This window comes from Arthrobacter sp. efr-133-R2A-63 (assembly GCF_030209795.1).
GTDB classification, from domain to species: Bacteria; Actinomycetota; Actinomycetes; order Actinomycetales; family Micrococcaceae; genus Arthrobacter; species Arthrobacter bambusae_A.
The window spans coordinates 56,801-73,970 of sequence record NZ_JARVRG010000026.1; the positions used below are offsets into that span (position 1 = coordinate 56,801).

17 protein-coding genes, 1 pseudogene and 2 riboswitches are annotated in these 17,170 nt (G+C 65.2%); of the genes and pseudogenes, 12 read left to right on the top strand and 6 right to left on the bottom strand.

Annotation, left to right across the window (positions count from 1 at the left end):
• The first annotated feature begins 3 nt into the window (after positions 1–3).
• The 6 genes and pseudogenes from QRN45_RS14800 to mnhG all read left to right on the top strand — a co-directional run.
• Positions 4–3,090 carry a Na+/H+ antiporter subunit A gene (locus tag QRN45_RS14800; RefSeq protein WP_264637045.1) on the top strand — a complete coding sequence of 1,029 codons (3,087 nt, stop codon included), beginning with the start codon at positions 4–6 and terminating at the stop codon, positions 3,088–3,090.
• Positions 3,087–3,542 carry a Na(+)/H(+) antiporter subunit C gene (locus QRN45_RS14805; protein ID WP_078107368.1) on the top strand — a complete coding sequence of 152 codons (456 nt, stop codon included), beginning with the start codon at positions 3,087–3,089 and terminating at the stop codon, positions 3,540–3,542. The genes QRN45_RS14800 and QRN45_RS14805 overlap by 4 nt, the downstream gene beginning before the upstream one ends.
• Positions 3,539–5,128 carry a Na+/H+ antiporter subunit D gene (locus tag QRN45_RS14810; RefSeq protein ID WP_264637044.1) on the top strand — a complete coding sequence of 530 codons (1,590 nt, stop codon included), beginning with the start codon at positions 3,539–3,541 and terminating at the stop codon, positions 5,126–5,128. Before QRN45_RS14805 ends, QRN45_RS14810 begins: the two co-directional genes overlap by 4 nt.
• Positions 5,125–5,691 (top strand): Na+/H+ antiporter subunit E, encoded by a 567-nt coding sequence (locus tag QRN45_RS14815; protein ID WP_241709395.1) that lies wholly within the window; start codon positions 5,125–5,127, stop codon positions 5,689–5,691. Before QRN45_RS14810 ends, QRN45_RS14815 begins: the two co-directional genes overlap by 4 nt.
• Positions 5,688–5,966, top strand: a complete 279-nt coding sequence (locus QRN45_RS14820; protein WP_078107371.1) for an MrpF/PhaF family protein — start codon at positions 5,688–5,690, stop codon at positions 5,964–5,966. Before QRN45_RS14815 ends, QRN45_RS14820 begins: the two co-directional genes overlap by 4 nt.
• Positions 5,956–6,336 (top strand): annotated as a pseudogene (gene mnhG / locus QRN45_RS14825) (monovalent cation/H(+) antiporter subunit G); the annotation flags it as partial. The gene QRN45_RS14820 and the pseudogene mnhG, both read left to right, overlap by 11 nt.
• Positions 6,337–6,470: 134 nt before the next feature.
• Here the strand turns inward: mnhG and QRN45_RS14830 are convergent.
• Both QRN45_RS14830 and QRN45_RS14835 read right to left on the bottom strand, forming a co-directional pair.
• Positions 6,471–6,731: a DUF4235 domain-containing protein gene (locus tag QRN45_RS14830; RefSeq protein WP_078107373.1), complete on the bottom strand. Its 261-nt coding sequence runs from the start codon at positions 6,729–6,731 to the stop codon at positions 6,471–6,473.
• Between the two features lie 51 nt (positions 6,732–6,782).
• Entirely contained in the window at positions 6,783–7,505 is a 723-nt protein-coding gene (locus QRN45_RS14835; RefSeq protein WP_264637043.1) for an NUDIX hydrolase, read from the bottom strand.
• Positions 7,506–7,699: 194 nt separating this feature from the next.
• A riboswitch (TPP riboswitch) is annotated at positions 7,700–7,836 on the top strand.
• Between the two features lie 75 nt (positions 7,837–7,911).
• Between QRN45_RS14835 and QRN45_RS14840 the strand changes: the two genes are divergently transcribed.
• The 5 genes from QRN45_RS14840 (at position 7,912) to QRN45_RS14860 (ending at position 14,207) form a co-directional block, all read left to right on the top strand.
• The gene (locus tag QRN45_RS14840; RefSeq protein ID WP_241709399.1) at positions 7,912–8,541 is read left to right on the top strand and encodes an ECF transporter S component; all 630 of its coding nucleotides are present in this window, start codon (positions 7,912–7,914) and stop codon (positions 8,539–8,541) included.
• Positions 8,541–10,163 (top strand): ABC transporter ATP-binding protein, encoded by a 1,623-nt coding sequence (locus QRN45_RS14845; protein ID WP_241709400.1) that lies wholly within the window; start codon positions 8,541–8,543, stop codon positions 10,161–10,163. Before QRN45_RS14840 ends, QRN45_RS14845 begins: the two co-directional genes overlap by 1 nt.
• The gene (locus tag QRN45_RS14850) at positions 10,160–10,966 is read left to right on the top strand and encodes an energy-coupling factor transporter transmembrane component T family protein (protein ID WP_241709401.1); all 807 of its coding nucleotides are present in this window, start codon (positions 10,160–10,162) and stop codon (positions 10,964–10,966) included. The genes QRN45_RS14845 and QRN45_RS14850 overlap by 4 nt, the downstream gene beginning before the upstream one ends.
• 368 nt (positions 10,967–11,334) lie before the next feature.
• A complete protein-coding gene (locus tag QRN45_RS14855; RefSeq protein ID WP_264637042.1) occupies positions 11,335–12,858 on the top strand; it encodes a UDP-N-acetylglucosamine 1-carboxyvinyltransferase in 1,524 nt (507 codons plus the stop codon).
• A gap of 104 nt (positions 12,859–12,962) precedes the next feature.
• The gene (locus QRN45_RS14860) at positions 12,963–14,207 is read left to right on the top strand and encodes a glutamate--cysteine ligase 2 (protein WP_264637041.1); all 1,245 of its coding nucleotides are present in this window, start codon (positions 12,963–12,965) and stop codon (positions 14,205–14,207) included.
• Here QRN45_RS14860 and QRN45_RS14865 read toward each other — a convergent pair.
• From QRN45_RS14865 to QRN45_RS14880, 4 genes are all read right to left on the bottom strand, one after another.
• Positions 14,204–15,412, bottom strand: a complete 1,209-nt coding sequence (locus QRN45_RS14865; protein WP_241709404.1) for an O-succinylhomoserine sulfhydrylase — start codon at positions 15,410–15,412, stop codon at positions 14,204–14,206. The genes QRN45_RS14860 and QRN45_RS14865 overlap by 4 nt on opposite strands.
• Entirely contained in the window at positions 15,413–15,823 is a 411-nt protein-coding gene (locus QRN45_RS14870) for a rhodanese-like domain-containing protein (RefSeq protein ID WP_241709405.1), read from the bottom strand.
• Complete coding sequence (locus tag QRN45_RS14875) at positions 15,820–16,077, bottom strand: DUF1737 domain-containing protein (protein WP_078107380.1); 258 nt, start codon at positions 16,075–16,077, stop codon at positions 15,820–15,822. Before QRN45_RS14875 ends, QRN45_RS14870 begins: the two co-directional genes overlap by 4 nt.
• A 10-nt stretch (positions 16,078–16,087) precedes the next feature.
• Positions 16,088–16,200, bottom strand: a riboswitch (SAM riboswitch).
• Positions 16,201–16,314: 114 nt separating this feature from the next.
• Entirely contained in the window at positions 16,315–16,674 is a 360-nt protein-coding gene (locus QRN45_RS14880) for a hypothetical protein (RefSeq protein ID WP_241709406.1), read from the bottom strand.
• 55 nt (positions 16,675–16,729) lie between these two features.
• Between QRN45_RS14880 and QRN45_RS14885 the strand changes: the two genes are divergently transcribed.
• Positions 16,730–17,161: an Lrp/AsnC family transcriptional regulator gene (locus tag QRN45_RS14885; RefSeq protein WP_078107421.1), complete on the top strand. Its 432-nt coding sequence runs from the start codon at positions 16,730–16,732 to the stop codon at positions 17,159–17,161.
• Positions 17,162–17,170 lie beyond the last annotated feature (9 nt).

The window sequence follows — 17,170 nt, forward strand, 5'->3', positions numbered from 1 at the left end:
CCAGTGATCACAGTTCTTGCCGTGACCTTTGCAGCGGCAACTGTGGCGCCCTGGATCTTCCGGAAACTCCAGCGGAATGCCTTCTATGTCCTCGCGGCGGTTCCGGCCGCCGCGTTTGTCTGGCTGCTCCTGCAGTACGACCGGGTCTATCCGGGAAAAGGCGGGAATCCCACCGGCGGCTTCATCGAAGAAAACCTCCCGTGGATTCCGAACCTCAAGCTTGACTTCGCCTTCCGCATGGACGTCCTGGCATGGGTGATGTCCTTGCTGGTCCTGGGAGTCGGCTCGCTGGTCCTGGTCTATTGCGCTCGGTACTTCAAGAACAAGGACGCCAACCTCGGCGGGTTCGGAGCCCAGCTACTCGCCTTCGCGGGGGCGATGTTCGGCCTGGTGACGGCGGACGACCTCCTGATGATGTTCATCTTCTGGGAACTCACCACCGTCCTGTCCTACCTCCTGATCGGCTACGCGCGAACGCGCCTCGCCGCCCGCCGCTCGGCCTTGCAGGCCCTCATGGTCACCACCGCGGGTGGCCTGGCCATGCTGGTCGGCCTCATCATCCTGGGCCAGGCAGCCGGAACATACCGGATTTCGGCGATCATGACACAGGCGGCCACCCTCATCACGGGACCCGCGCAAAGTGCGGTCGCAGCCGCCGTCGTACTCATCCTGGTAGGTGCGATTACCAAATCGGCGCTGGTCCCTTTCCACTTCTGGCTCCCGGGGGCCATGGCCGCTCCCACCCCGGTGAGCGCCTACCTGCACGCGGCGGCCATGGTCAAGGCCGGCATCTACATCGTGGCCCGCCTGGCGCCGGGGTTCAGCGAAAGCCCCTACTGGTTGCCGCTGGTGCTTGGGCTCGGCCTGGCGACGATGCTGGTGGGCGGCTACCGGGCGCTCCGGCAGACCGACATCAAGCTCATCCTTGCGTACGGCACAGTCAGCCAGCTCGGGTTCCTCATGATGGTGGTGGGCCTCGGCCGGCCCGACGCCGCACTCGCCGGTCTCGCGCTTCTGCTGGCGCACGGGCTCTTCAAGGCTTCCTTGTTCCTGGTGGTGGGCATCATCGACCACCAATCCGGCACACGCGATATCCGCAAACTCTCGGGCGTCTACAAGTCCTCCAGGGCGCTCGCCATCGTGGCGGGGATCGCCGCCGCATCCATGGCCGGCATACCTCCGCTGGCAGGTTTCGTGGCCAAGGAATCCGTGTTGGAAACGTTCGTCCATTACGGCACGGGTCACTCCGGCGCGGGCGCTGCGCCGGAACCGTGGGGGCTGGTCCTGCTCGGCGGCTTGGTGCTGGGGTCCATCCTCACGTTCGCCTACAGCGCCCGCTTCATGTGGGGTGCATTCGCCACCAAGCAGGGCGTCGACCGGACGCCCTTCAAGGCCGTCCAGCCATCGTTCCTCGCGGCGCCCGCCATCCTGAGTTTCCTCACCATCGTGTACGGCCTGTGGCCGGATCCCGTTGACGGGTGGATCCAGCCGTACGCCGCGCTTTTTGCAGCGCCCGACGCCGGAACCGGCGCTCCCAGCGCCAACCACCTCGCGCTGTGGCACGGCCTGACTCCCGCCTTGGGGCTGACCGCCCTGACGTTCGCGGCCGGCGTCGTCATGTTCCATGCCCGCAACCTCGTCTCCCGGGCGCAAAGCCGAGTCCCGGACTGGGTGGACGGCGATCGCGCCTACCAGCGCACCGTCGGGGCCCTGGACGACGTCGCCGTATGGGTCACCGGCCGCACGCAGCGCGGTTCCCTCTACTTCTACTTGGCGGTCATCCTCACCGTGGCTTTCGCCGTCCCGCTCACGGCGCTCATCGTGGCCAACAAGCCGCTCCCGGGCGGTGTGTTCTTGATCGACCCGAATTCTCCGCTCCAGCTCATTGCCGCGGCAGGAATCGTCGTTGGCGCGCTGGCCGCGGTTCGTGCCAACAAGCGCTTCCTCGCTGTGCTGATGGTCTCCGTCACCGGTTACGGCATAGCCCTGATGTTCGCATTGCAGGGAGCCCCCGACCTCGCCCTGACGCAGATGCTGGTGGAGACCATCATCCTGGTGGCCTTCGTGCTGGCGATGCGCAGCCTCCCTCCGGAACTCCGGGACCGCACTGGCGGCAAATACCGGGTAGTACGCGTCATCATCGGCGTGGCCTTCGCGGTCACCATGATCTTCGTAGCGATCTACGCCATGGGTGCCCGCATTGCCGAGCCTGTGTCCCTCTCCTTCCCGCGGTTGGCCTACGAAGGCGGCGGCGGACTCAACGTGGTCAACGTGACGCTGGTGGACATCCGGGCATGGGACACCTTCGGTGAGATCTCGGTGCTGGCAGTCGCCGCTACCGGCGTCGCGAGCCTGATCTTTGTCCGCAGCAGGGGAGAGCGCCTCGACAAAGCCGCCACGATCCCCGAGGGAACCGTGGGAAGGCGCGCCGCGGCCGGAGGCAGTTCGCGCGACGACGCCTCGCTGGCGCTCGTGCGCAAGTTCGCGGGCTCCCTGACGGACCCTTGGCTCGTGGCCGGCCGAACCCTTGCACCCGAACGGCGTTCCATCATCTTCGAAGTGGTCACGCGGCTGATTTTCCACTCGATGATCGTTTTCTCCGTGTACCTCCTGTTGGCGGGACACAATCTTCCCGGAGGCGGCTTCGCCGGCGGACTCACTGCCGGACTCGCCCTGACGATCCGATACCTGGCCGGCGGACGGTTCGAGCTGCGGGAAGCCGCGCCGATCAGCGCAGGCATGCTCTTGGGAACCGGCCTCGCGACGGCGGCCACCGCGGGATTCGTCCCGCTGCTTCTGGGCGGCCAGGTGTTCCAAAGCGCCATCATCGAGTTCTGGCTACCGCTGTTCGGCGACATCAAGTTCGTGACCTCCACGATCTTCGACATCGGCGTGTACTTGGTGGTTATAGGCCTGGCCCTGGACGTGCTGCGCAGTTTGGGAGCCGAGATCGACGAACACTTCGAAGAGACCTCCAGCGCAGACGCAGACGCAGGGGATCAAGGGGGCATCGGATCCGCCGCCCCCGTCGCGTCGCCGGCAACCACTGGCGAGTCCGCAGCCACCGCGCCCGGAAAGGGAATCCCATGAGCGTCAATTTGACCTTGTTGATCGTCATGGGAGTGCTCTACGCCTGTGGGATCTATCTGATCCTGGAACGCAGCCTGACCCGTGTTCTCCTGGGGCTCATGCTCCTGGCCAACGCCACCAACCTGCTCATCCTCGCGACGGGTGGCTATGCCGGACTTGCCCCGCTGTTCAGCAAATCGACGGATCCGCGCGACTACAACGATCCCCTGCCGCAAGCCTTGATTCTCACGTCGATCGTGATTTCCTTCGCGGTGACGGCATTCATGCTCGGCATCATCTACCGGACATGGGCGTTGGCACGGCAAGACGACATCCAGGACGACGCCGAAGACCGGCGCGTCGCGAAGACACCCAGCTTTGACGCCGAGGACGACTCGGTGGTTCCCGAGGAAACATCCGAGTTCCCGGTCACGGCAGTCACCGAAGCAGCCAAGGAAGGAGGCCCCCTGTGAACATCGCCAGCCTGGCGCCGCTCGCCGTCGTACTTCCCATCCTCGGTGCCGCACTCACGTTCGCCTTGAACAGGAACCCGCTGGCCCAACGGGTGGTCAGCATCGGTTTGTTGTCCCTTACCTTGCTCCTGGAATGCTTGCTCCTTGCCTCGGTATGGACCACGGGCACCGCATCCGTCACCCTGGGTGGCTGGCAACCGCCCTTTGGCGTGGTGATGGTGGTGGACCAGTTCTCTTCGCTCATGTTGGTGGTCTCGTCCGTCATCAGCCTCGCGGTGCTGATTTACGCCACCGGCCAGGGCATGGCCGACGGCGACCGCGAGGCACCGGTGTCGATCTTCCACCCGACCTACCTGATCCTGGTGGCCGGTGTCTCCAACGCCTTCCTCACGGGTGACCTCTTCAACCTGTACGTGGGCTTCGAGATCCTGTTGACGGCGAGCTACGTGCTCATGACGTTGGGGGGCACCGGTCCGCGCATCCGCGCAGGGGTCACGTACGTGGTGGTTTCCGTCGTGTCCTCGGTGTTGTTCCTGATCGCCATTGCGATGATCTACGGAGCCACTGGAACCATCACGATGGCGGATCTCGCGATCAAGCTGGCCGGACTGGATCCGGGCACCAGGAACCTGCTCCACGTCATGCTGCTCGTGGCCTTCGGGATCAAGGCCGCCGTTTTCCCGCTGTCCTTCTGGTTGCCTGACTCGTATCCGACCGCGCCGGCACCGGTCACCGCCGTGTTCGCTGGCCTGCTCACCAAGGTAGGCGTGTATGCCATGGTCCGGACGGAAACCCTGCTCTTCCCTGGTGACACCTTGAATACCCCGTTGATGGTGGTAGCGCTCCTGACCATGCTGGTGGGCATCCTCGGCGCCATAGCCCAGAGCGACATCAAACGATTACTCTCCTTCACCCTGGTCAGCCACATCGGCTACATGGTGTTTGGGCTTGCCATGTCTTCCGTTGCCGGGCTTGCGGCAGCTGTCTTCTACGTGGCCCACCACATCACGGTCCAAACGAGCCTGTTCCTGGTCACGGGTTTGATCGAACGCCGGGGCGGCAGCTCATCCATGGACAGGCTGGGCGGGCTTGCCAAGCTCTCTCCGCTCCTGGCGCTGCTGTTCTTCATTCCAGCGATGAACCTCGCGGGAATTCCACCCTTCTCCGGGTTCCTGGGGAAGCTTGGACTCCTGCAGGCAGGGATCGCCCTGGGGACACCCTTGTCCATGACTTTGGTGGTGGGGGGAGTGGTCACGAGCCTCTTGACCTTGTTGGCGATCGCCCGCGTCTGGAACCGCGCATTCTGGCGGAAGCCCGAGGACGCTGAGTACCCGGCCCCCGTCCTGAAAGACTCTGCGGCCGTCGGGCTGCTTCCACGGACCATGGTGGGGCCGACCGCCGCGCTGGTGGTCTTTGGCGTGGCCCTGACCGTCTTTGCGGGTCCGCTCTTCCAATTGGCCGGAAACTCTGCGACCCAGATGCTGGACCGTACGGCGTACATCCATTCCGTGCTCGGCGGGAATGCGAAAGTTCCGGACATCGCTGGACCGGATACGTCGATCCCAGCGCAGGGAGGTGGAAAGTGAGCCGCAAGCGGATCTCGTTCCGCACCGAGTTGCCCCTGCTGGTCTGGCTGGTGGTCGTCTGGGGTGCGCTCTGGCGGGACTTCAGCCCCGGCAATCTGGTGTTCGGTGCGCTGATCGCCGTGGTGGTAGCCAGGGTCTTCTACTTGCCCCCTGTGGAGCTCAGCGGGCGTTTCAACGTGCTGCGGGCCATTCCTTTCGTCGTGGTGTTCCTCGGTAAAGTGGTGGCCGCGAGCTTCCAGGTCATGTACCTGGCGGTCTTCCGGGGTCCTTCGGTAACCAACGCGGTGGTTGCTGTTCCCCTGCGCAGCCGTTCCGACCTTATGGTGACGGCCACAGGGCATGTGATTTCGCTGATTCCGGGTTCCTTGGTGGTGGAGGTGGATCGCTCGACGTCCACGCTCTACATCCATGGGCTCAATGTGCGCAACGTTGTGGACACCGCCAAACTGCGCAAGGAAGTCCAGGACACCGAAGCCTCGCTGATCCGGATCATGGGTACCCGGGCCGAAATGGACGCACTCCAGGCCGAAGGCCGGCCTGCAACGAGGGGAGCCGGCTCATGAAGGACATCGTGCTGATCGTCACGGCGGTGATTCTTAGCCTCGCGGCGGCGGGCGCAATCTACAGGATCGCCGTCGGGCCTTCGCTGCTGGACCGGGTGCTCGCCTCGGACGTGCTGCTCGCCATATTGGGCGCAGCGCTGGCCATCGACATGGCCGTCAACAGGCACCTCAACAACCTTGTGCTCCTCGTCGCCCTGACGCTGATCGGGTTCGTTGGCTCGGTGACGGTGGCCCGCTTCGTGGCCGACCGAAGGGGACAAGTCAATGACTCCTAATGCCACCGGAGTTGACGCAGTGATCGATGTGGTCACGGCAGTGCTGCTGATTGTTGGTGCGCTGATGTCATTCGGCGCGGCAATCGGCCTGTTGCGGTTCCCGGACCTGATGAGCCGCATGCACGCAGCCACCAAGCCCCAAGTGCTCGGGTTGTTCCTTGTCTTGGCGGCCATCGGGCTTCAGATGCGCGAATGGTGGGTGTGGCCGATCCTGGCCGTCGCCTGGATCTTCCAACTGCTGACCGTGCCCGTGTCCGCACACATGGTGGGCCGCGCAGGCTACCGGACCAAACACCTCCACCCCGAGCTGCTGAGCATAGACGAACTCGAGGCTGTGGTGGTGCGGGCAGCCGGTCAACGGGCAGCGGAGAAAGCCCAGGAAGCGGCTTCGGAAATGCGCCCCACCGGGAGCACGCGCGACGACGGGAGGAGTGCCCGGGAGAGCGGCAACGCCCGCGACGCCCGGGATAGCGGGAGCGCGGGCGCTAACGACGGGCCGTCCGCTTAGACGACGTCCTGTGTCTTTTCGAAGTGCGAGATGGCGCGCTTCGTACCCCGCCCCGCTACAACCTGGATGACGGCGCTCACAGCGGCGGAAATCAGGGCGAAGGTCAGGGCGGAACGCAGGCTCGCTTCCATGTCGTCGTTGCCCTTGGGTGGCTTGTTGCCTGTGGTTTTTTCCCACAGGGCGTTGACGAGCTTGGTGCCGGCAAAGCCTGCGCCGATGCTTACTCCGGTACCGAGCAGTTTGAAGAAGAAGTTCATTCCGGGACTCCTTGCGGGAGGAAACAGGACCGTCCCCAGCCTAACCCCACTTCAGGGCAGTTCCGGAGCATCGGATGGCGGCTGGTGCCTCAGCCGGAAGAACTCCTGCAGGGCCCCCGGCTTTGGACGCACGGGAACGATGTCCCGGCTCTCCCCCAGCACCGCTTCCATCGTGCCGAGGGCGAGGAGCTCATCCAGCAGCGCCAAGGTGGGCGGCATGAGCTTGAGCGTTCCGGCGGCTTCGGCATCAAGGATTGCGCGGACCGGCATCCACAGGGAGGATGACGCTTCCGTGGTCTGGTGCCTTGGCTCGGCACCGGAAACCGGGCAGGCAAGGTAGAAGTAGGTGTCGAAGCGCTTGGGCTGGTCTGCCGGGGTGACCCAGTTGGCCCACGGACGGAGGGTGGCGGCGTCGAGCTTCACCCCGGCCTCTTCGAAAACCTCGCGCTGTGCGGCCGCCAGTACGCGGCCGGCGTTGAAGCGGGCGGAAGAGGGCTCGACGGCGATGCTGCTCCGGTGCCACGCGGCAGCGTGCCGCTCCACGACGTCGTCCGCGAAGTCCCAGCCGGAGCTGTCCGATTGGTCCACCCGCCCGCCGGGGAAAACGACCATTCCCGCGGCAAAGTCCATCGTGGTCACCCGGTGCTGGACGAACACTTCCAAAGCGCGCGCCGCATCTTGAAAGCCCTCCGGAACCGCGGCGTCGCGGACCAGGATCACGCTCGCGGCGAGTCTCGGTTCGGCCGTGCTGTTCGCTTCGTCAATCCCTGCCAAGACCGCTCCTTTGCCTGCGCTTCTGCGTCACATTCTGCTGGATCATTCTCCCAGTTTCCGCGGCAGCCCGCGTCATTCCGGGCAGGACTGCGCCCAACCCGCGAGTGATCCAGCAGAATCCGCCGATTCGCGTTCCGGCACAGCGCCCGCAACCCCGTCAAGGTGTAAACTGAACCACGCCCAAAAGGGCGGATTGATAACGACAGGGGAGCGCCGCCGTCGGGCTCGCAGCAATGCGGCACGGAGGACGGGCGCTGAGAGTGCGGACAGCCGCAGACCCTCGAACCTGATCCGGCTAGTACCGGCGCAAGGGAGTCGAGTTCTCATAGTGTCCGGAACCGGCGCGGCGGAAGCCGCCCGCAGGAAACCGGAAACACTTTCCCCTCCTGTTCCTCAGGAGGACAAAATGACTGGTATTTCTGCAAAGCGGGGCCTCACCAAGCCTGCCTACAATTGGCGCGTCGTGGACATTGTCGTGGCGGCGCTGATCTCCATCGCCGGTGGCGTGATCTTCTGGGCATGGGACCAGATGGCTCTGGTTGCCACGCCTATGTCCGCCGGCTACCCGCCCCTGAGCGGCCTGATCGCCGGCGGGTGGATGATTCCGGCAGTCTTGGGCATGCTCATCGTGCGCAAGCCCGGTGCTGCGATTTTCTGCGAGACGGTGGCTGCCACCAGTGAGCTCATCATGGGTTCGCAGTACGGCACCACGGTGCTGATCTCGGGCCTGCTCCAGGGCCTCGGCGCGGAACTCATCTTCCTGGCCTTCATGTACAAGAAGTTCAACCTGCCGGTGTCACTGCTGGCCGGTGCCGGCGCGGGCCTGTTCTGCGGCCTCAACGATTCCTTCCTGCCGTGGGGCTGGAACATCGCCTACGAACCCGTCGACAAGCTCGCGTACATCGTGTTCTGCACCATTTCCGGTGCCGTTATTGCCGGAGCTTTGTCCTGGGTTGCGACACGCGGCCTGGCCAAGACGGGTGTCCTGAGCGCGTTCGCGTCCCGCAAGGCCGCTTCGGAGCCCGTCTTTTCCTGATGCCCAGTCCTGATTCCGGCACCCCTGCTGCGGTGCGACCCGCCGCCATTTCCGCCCAAGGCTGGGGCTGGCGGCACGCCGGCCGCACCACGCAGGCCATCCATGCCCTCGACCTGGACATCCGCCCGGGCGAGCGCGTGCTCCTGCTCGGCCCCTCGGGCGCGGGCAAGTCGACGCTCCTGCATGCACTGGCCGGTGTGCTGGGCGAGGAAGGGGACGACGCCGACGAGACCGGCTCGTTGCTGGTGGACGGCGTGTCGCCGAAGGCCCAGCGGGGCCGTGCCGGACTCATGCAGCAGGACCCGGAAACCCAGGTGGTGCTTTCCCGGTTGGGCGACGACGTCGCGTTCGGTGCCGAGAACCTCTGCGTGCCGCGGGAAGAGATCTGGAAGCGCGTCGGTGAAGCGCTCGACGACGTCGGGCTGCGGAATAGCGCGAGCGGCAACTTTGCGCTCGACCACCCGACGTCGGCCCTCTCCGGCGGGCAGAAACAGCGCCTTGCGCTGGCCGGCATCCTGGCGATGCGGCCGGGATTGATCCTGCTGGACGAGCCGACCGCCAACCTGGACCCCGCCGGCGTGCTGGAGGTCCGTGACGCCGTGGGCCGCTGCCTCGACAAGACCGGCGCCACGTTGGTGGTGGTGGAGCACCGGGTCTCCGTCTGGAAAGACCTCGTGGACCGGATCGTGGTGCTCCAGCCTGGCAGTTCTTCCTCTGCGGGGGGCTCGACGCCGGCGGTTCTCCTGGACGGCGATCCCGAGACGGTGCTGGTTCAGGCAAGGGACATGCTCATTGCTGCGGGCGTCTGGGTGCCCGGGTACGTCCCGGCCACCCGGCCACGTTCGGGTACAGCGGCCGGCTCGGGGGCCGGCTTCGAGGCGGGGAGCTCCGGGGCGTCGGGAGGGGAGTTGCTCCTCGCCACCCGGGAGCTCGCAGTGTCCCGTGAACGGTCGCGGCGCCGGGGTTTCACGACGATCCCGCCGCTTCCCGTGCAGTCCGGTCTCGACGCCGAGGTGCTCGCCGGGCAGGCACTGACCATCACGGGCCCCAACGGCGCCGGAAAATCCACCTTCGCCTTGACCCTCGCGGGGCTGCTGGCGCCGGTGTCCGGCGCGGTGACTGCCGCCGTCGGGCTCAGCGACGGCGCCGGCACGGACCCGTTCAAGTGGAAGGCCCAGCAGTTGATCTCGCGCATCGGGACGGTCTTCCAGGAGCCGGAGCACCAGTTTGTCACCGGCCGCGTGCTCGACGAGCTCATGTTCGGCCCCAAGCACCTTGGCCACGGCGAGGAGCGGGTGGACGAATTGCTGGAGCGTCTGCGCCTTCGGCATCTGGTGGACGCCAATCCGTACACGCTCTCCGGGGGCGAAAAGCGCCGGCTGTCCGTGGCCACGGTGCTCGCCGCGCACCCCCGGGTCCTGGTGCTGGACGAGCCCACCTTTGGCCAGGACGCGAACACGTGGGCTGAGCTTGCCTCGTTCCTGTCCGAACTGCTCGATGCAGGAACCTCCGTTGTGTCGGTGACTCACGATCGGGAATTCAGCTCCGTCCTGGGTGGCACCGAGATGCGGCTCGAGCCTGCGCTCCGGGGCGGGGCCCGGCAGGAAGCAGGTGCGGCATGAGGGAAGCCTTGACACTGCGCGGCAACAATGCCCTCCTGACACGCGCCAATCCGTTGGCCAAGTTCGTGTCGGTCTTCCTGATCACCCTGGTGCTGGCGTTGTCCATCGACCTGGTGTCGGCTTCGACGGCGCTCTTGGGCGAACTGGCGTTGTTCCCGCTCGCGGGCCTTACCGTGCGTTTGCTCTGGCAGCGCGGCTGGCCGTTGATCATCGCGGCGATACTGGGCGGCTGGAGCACAGCGATCCTGTCGGCTGGCAGCGGCAGGACACTGCTCGACGTCGGGATCTGGTCAATCAGCGAAGGCTCGCTCCAGCTGGGAGTCGGCTTCATGCTGCGCGGCCTTGCCATAGCGCTTCCGGCCATCCTCCTGATGAGTTGCACCGACCCCACCGATCTTGCCGATGCGCTGGCACAGAAGGCGAAACTGCCGCACCGTTTTGTCCTGGGTACCTTGGCCGCGCTGCGGCTCGTGGGGCTCATGGCGGAGGAGTGGCAGACCATCGGCATGGCCCGGCGCGCGCGGGGTGTCGGCTCGCACGGAAGCCCGCCGCAACGGGTCAAGGCCATGCTCGGCCAAAGCTTCGGGCTGCTGGTCCAGGCGATCCGTCGGGCGTCCCGCTTGGCCGTGACCATGGAGGCGCGGGGCTTCGGCGGGGGACAGCGGACCTGGGCCCGTGAATCAAGCTACAGCCGCCTGGACGTCTGGGTTCTGGCCGGCGGGGTGGTCATCGCAGCCGCAGCCGTGCTCGCGGCCCAATGGGCAGGGACGTGGCACTTCGTCTGGCTGAAGCAACCCAACTAGCTCGCATTTGTTGTCGTTTTGGCGCCTCATAACGACAACAACTGTTAGTCAGTTGGGTGCGCCAGATCCAATCCAGGCGGGCGTCGTCGTCGATGGCTGCCGCCAGCCTGATCGGGTCCGGAAAGGGACGGCCCGCTTCGGGGGTTCACTCGAGAGAGGCTTTCGCGGCGGGCGCGAACCTGTCAACCCCCGGCGCTTTCGGTGCCCGGAATCCGGCGGGGAATTTTGTTGACCCCCAGGTTCGTTGTAATTCACGAGTGACCAACTTCAGAACGTGAATATCGCACGAGGTGACTATTGTTCGACGGAATCGGCGTGTTGCATCACAAAATATCTGATCAATAGACCATCTGTGATATTTGTTGATTATGACTCAACCGACTGCCGAACATGTAGGTCTCCTTCTTCGTGACGCCCGCGGCGAAAAGGGTTGGACGCAGGGACAGCTAGCCTCGGAACTGGGCACCAGCCAAAGCGCCATTGCACGCATGGAACAGGGCAAGCAGAATCTCAGCCTCCGCATGATTGAGCGCCTTGAGTCGATCTTCGGGCGAACCATCGTCAAGGTCGGAAAACGGCAGATGACCCACCTGCGCGTAGAAGGCGGACGCACGCTCTCGGGCTCGGTGGACGTCAACAGCAGCAAGAATGCCGGCGTCGCACTGCTTTGCGCGAGCCTCATCAACCGCGGCACCACCACCTTGCGCCGGCTTGCCCGGATCGAAGAAGTCAACCGGATCGTCGAGGTCCTGACCTCCATCGGCGTCGAATGCACCTGGCTGAACGGCAACGATCTGCGCATCCGCCGCCCGGAAACCCTGGACCTCGCCTCCATGGACGTGGAGGCCGCGCGGCGAACCCGCAGCGTCATCATGCTGCTCGGCCCGCTCCTCGATGAGGCTGCCTCATACCAACTGCCCTACGCTGGCGGTTGCGATCTCGGGACCCGCACCGTGGAACCGCACATGCAGGCGTTGCGGCAGTTCGGACTCTCGGTGGAGGCCAAGTCCGGCTTCTATTCCGTGCAGGCCCCGCCGGCCGACGGCGAGGACCGCACTTTCGTGCTTACGGAGCGCGGCGACACCGTAACCGAGAACGCCATCATGGCCGCCGCGCACCGCAGCGGTACCACCGTGATCCGCAATGCCAGCCCCAATTACATGGTGCAGGACCTCTGTTTCTACCTGCAGAGGCTCGGTGTGCTGATCGACGGCATCGGGACAACCACCCTCAAGATCACGGGCCGTCCGGCGATCGACGTCGACATCGAGTACTTCCCGTCGGAAGACCCCATTGAAGCCATGAGCCTGATCACGGCGGGCATCGTGACCAACTCGGAAGTCACCATTTGCAGAGTCCCCATCGAGTTCATGGAGATCGAACTGGCCACGCTTGAGCAGATGGGCCAGCAACTCGACATCTCGGGGGAGTATTTCGCGCGCAACGGGCGGACCCGCTTGGTTGATGTCACCACCAAGCCATCGCGATTGCGTGCGCCGGAGGACAAGATCCACCCCATGCCCTTCCCCGGGCTCAACATCGACAACTTGCCGTTCTTCGCGGTCATCGCCGGCAATGCCGAGGGCCAGACCATGATCCACGACTGGGTCTACGAGAACCGGGCGATCTACTTGACCGAGCTCAACAAGCTCGGCGCCCAGGTCCAACTCCTCGATCCCCACCGCATCTATGTCAATGGCCCCACCAAGTGGCGTGGTGCCGAAGTCGGATGCCCTCCGGCCCTCCGGCCCGCAGCTTGCCTGCTGTTGGCCATGCTGGCGGCCCGCGGCACGTCCGAGTTGCGCAACATCTACGTGATTGAGCGCGGCTACGAGGACCTGGCCGAGCGGCTCAACACCATCGGCGCGAAGATCGAGTACTTCCAGGACTGACGGCGTCGGATTCTGCACGATCATGTGATCCAGCAGAATCCTTCAGCGGCGCCCCCAAAATCTCGATCTGTCTCCGCAAGGCTGCCATGGCGCACAATTGTTCCGTGCGCACTTTTGGTGTGGAAGAGGAATTGCTGATCGTCGATCCCGTGACCGGCGAGCCGCTCGCGCTTGCCGACGCGCTCCTCGCTGGCGCTGCCGATGACGGGCCCGCCCACGACGGCCCCGAACCTGGACCCACCCTTGACGAGGTCGACGGCCCCGATACCGGCCTAAGCCACGAACTCAAACTTGAGCAGATCGAAACCCAGACCCGGCCATGCCGCAGCTATGCCGAGCTCTTACACCAGATCCGCAGGGGCCGGGGCCTCGCGAGTCACGCCGCCCGGCGCCACGGCGCGCGGATCGCCGCGTTGGCCACGTCGCCCGTGGATGCCGCGTTGCACACCACTCCGGATCCCCGGTATGCCATCATGCTCGAACGCTTCGGCATCACCGCACACGAACAGCTCACGTGCGGATTCCACGTCCACACCTCGATCGAGTCTCCCGAGGAGGGCGTGATGGTCCTGGACCGCATCCGGGACAAGCTCGCCGTCTTCACCGCGATGAGCGCCAACTCCCCCTACTGGCGGGGGCTGGCCACGGGCTTTGAAAGCTATCGGACGCAAGCATGGAACCGCTGGCCTTCGTCGGGGCCGTCAGCCATCTTCGGATCCCTTGCCTCCTACCGGCGGGTTGTCCGGAGGCTCATCGAAACGGGAGTGTTGCTGGACGAGGGGATGGTCTACTTCGACGCCAGGCTGTCCCGGCACGTTCCCACGGTGGAGGTCCGGGTGGCCGATGTCTGCCTCCGGGCCGAGGATGCGGCGCTCATCGCCGTCCTTGTCAGGGCCCTGGTTGAGACGTCTGTTCGTGAATACCATGCCGGAATAGAGCCGGCGGCCGTGCCCACGGCGCTTCTGCGGATGGCGTCCTGGCAGGCAAGCAACTTCGGCCTGCGCACCGAGCTGCTGGACTTCGGGACCTTCCGCCCTGAGCCCGCCGCGGACGTTGTCTGGTCCTTGGTGGAGTATCTGGAACCTGTGCTCGCCGAACAGGGCGAATTCGACTTGGTCCAAACCGGCGTGGCAGCCATCCTGGGCCGTGGCAATGGCGCCATCGAGCAGCGTGGTGTTGCCGAACGCTGGAGCGGCAGCAACGGGGGCGCGCCCGACGCCGCCGGGCTGGCCGCCGTCGTCGAGCACGCTGTTCAGATCACGATGCGCTCAGAGCGGGACGAGAGCGACACCAAGCCGCAGCCCGTCCTCACCTGGGTGCGCCAAGACTGGCGCGAAGCGCCGGGCTAGACCTGCTTGAGGGCCCGCTCGAGGTCCCCGATGAGGTCGTCCACATCCTCCAGCCCCACCGAAAGCCGCACGACGCCGTCGCTCAGGCCAATGGCTGCGCGGCCTTCCGGACCCATGGCGCGATGCGTGGTGGTGGCGGGGTGCGTGATGAGGGACTTGGAGTCGCCCAGGTTGTTCGAGATGTCGATGACGGCGAGCCCGTCCAGCAGCGCGAAGGCGGCCTCCTTCGCTGATCGCCCCGCGGAGGGGAGCAGCTCGAAAGTGAGCACCGTTCCGCCGGCCTTCATTTGCTTCGCGGCGAGCTCGTGCTGCGGGTGCGACTTCAGCAGCGGGTACTTGACCCAGCTGATGGCCGGTTGTGCCTCAAGCCATTCGGCGATCCGCAACGCAGATGCCGAGGAGTGGTTGACCCGCAGGGCCATCGTCTCCAGGCCTTTGGTCAGGACCCAGGCGTTGAACGCGGAAAGGGACGGCCCGGTGTGCCGCATGAGTTGCTTGACCGGCCCGTCGATGAACTCCTTGGTGCCCAGGATCGCGCCGCCCAGGACCCGTCCTTGGCCGTCGATGTGCTTGGTGCCGGAGTAGACAATCACGTCTGCGCCGAGATCGCCGCAGCGCTGCAGCAAGGGGGTGGCGAAGACGTTGTCGACGACGACCGTGGCGCCCGCCGCGTGGGCAAGCTCGCTCACCGCGGCAATGTCCACGATTTCCTGCATGGGGTTCGACGGCGACTCGAAGAACACCGCCGTTGTCGGCTCGGACAACGCGGCACGCCATTGGTCGAGGTCCGGCCCGTCGACGAAGACGGTCTCGACCCCCCAGCGCGGCAGGATCTCGTTGAGGATCACGAAGCAGGAACCGAAGAGCGAGCGGGCGGCAACCACGCGGTCACCAGCCGCCAGCAACGCACCGAGGGCGGTGAAGACAGCTGACATGCCCGACGCCGTCGCGAAGCACGCTTCGGTGCCCTCAAGCAGGCGGAGGCGCTCCTGGAAGGTGGCGACCGAAGGGTTGCCGTAACGGGAGTAGACGAAGCGTTCGTCCTCGCCTGTGAAGGCACGCTCGGCAGCCGCGGCGGACTGGTAGACGAAACCGGAGTTCAAGAAGACGGCTTCGGACGTTTCCTGGAAGTTGGTACGGTCAAGACCGCCGCGGACTGCCTGGGTGTCAGGGCTCCAGCTGGCGGCGTCAGGATTGAAAGTCACTTAGATATTCCCCAGGTTCGTCGGAAGTCCACGGTTTTTCCAGCCATTCACGGTTCGCTCGCCGTAGCGGTCCGGTTCGCCCTCAAAGCCCTCGAGGACGTTGTAGGCGGTGTATCCGGCCTGGGTTGCGGCGATCGCGGCCGCGATGGAGCGCTGGCCGGAGCGGCAGAGGAAGACGAGTTCCGTGCCGTCCCCCTCGGGAGCCTGTTGTGTCAGCTGTTCGATGAAGCGGGTGTTGGGGATGCCGCCGGCCAGGTTCCACTGGATGAACAAGGGATCGTTTTCGGTGGCTTTGGTGTCCGGGATCCCGATGTGTGCCCACTCGCCTTCGGTGCGGACGTCCACCAAGATGGCGCCCTGCTCGAGCTTGGCCCAGGCGTCGTGCGGGCTGAGGTCGCCTGCGTAGCTCATGCGTGGCCCTCGCCGTCGAACTCTTCATCAAGCTGATCCACCGCATTGGCGACGGCGGCATCCGCGCTCGCGATCGCCGCGGGCAGGACGATGGCTTGTGCCACAATCACGTCCTTGCCGTTGAAAGTCGCGGCCGGGCTGCCGTGCAACACGTATCCCTCTGCGAGGGCGGTGGAGATCCGCTCGCAGAATTCCTTGGTGTCAGGGCCCGTGATGAGACGGTAGGAGAGTTTTTCCTCGGTGGGTTCAGGCATTGGTGCTCCTCAGTCACGCTTGCAGTTCGAAAGTGTCGATACGCCGAGTAGTCACCTGAGGCACCCCGCCGGAGAGAGGGTTGCCGACCAGCAAGTCAGGGCTTCGCGCTGGTGCTCATTACTCAAGAAGAAAAATAACACCCACGACGGCGGCCCGCATCACCGGCCGTCGTCATGTTCCGTAACCGGGGGGCGGCCGGTGGGGAGCCGGCGGGTGGGGCCACGCTGGCGCGGACCCTAGGCTTCGGTTTCTGTAGGCAGCGGGTCCAGGCTTGCCTGGACCCGGGGTGAAACGGCATCAAAGCGCGATGCTACTCCTGTGGGGGAGTGATGAAACGTGGAACCTTGATGCTTCCGGATTTCCAGCAACTCGTGCACGGATATCCCGGTGGCCGTGGCGAGTGCGTGCAGCGAGAGGCTGTTGTGATGAGCCAGGGCAAAAACCACGCCAGACAGCGCTTCGAAACCTTCTGTCTCGTAGATTTCCTTTATCAAGTTGGACATGCCGTTCGCATCATCGATTGATCCCGCTGACGCACCGGTTGCCATGGCCGTCAGCGACCACGCAGCAGAGTCGGGGCTGATGTAGATGCTCATGTCGATACCCTACGGACTCAGGCCCACTTGGGGAATGGGCGATACGTTTATCTTTATGGCAGCACTCACCGACCTTGACCGCCAGCTCCTCTCCGCCCTCAGGGAGGACGGCCGGGCATCTGTCGCGAGCCTCGCGCGCCAGCTGGGCGTCGCCAGGGCCACCGTGAACAGCCGGCTCGAGCGCCTGGTCTCCTCCGGAACGATCGTTGGCTTCACCGCGAGGGTGCGCGACGAAGTCGATCCACTTGCGATCCGGGCTATTGCGCTCATTGCCGTGGAAGGAAGGTCGGCCGACAGGGTCATTCGCCAGCTGAGGGGGCTCCCCGAGATTTGGGCACTGCACACCACGAATGGCGGCTGGGACCTCGTGGCTGAGCTGCGCACGGAAAGCCTCAGCGACTTTGACCAAGTGCTGGGCAGGATCCGCGGGATCGAGGGGATCGTCAATAGCGAGACAAGCCTGCTGCTCAGCTCCGTCCTGCGGTAGCCGGTTGCT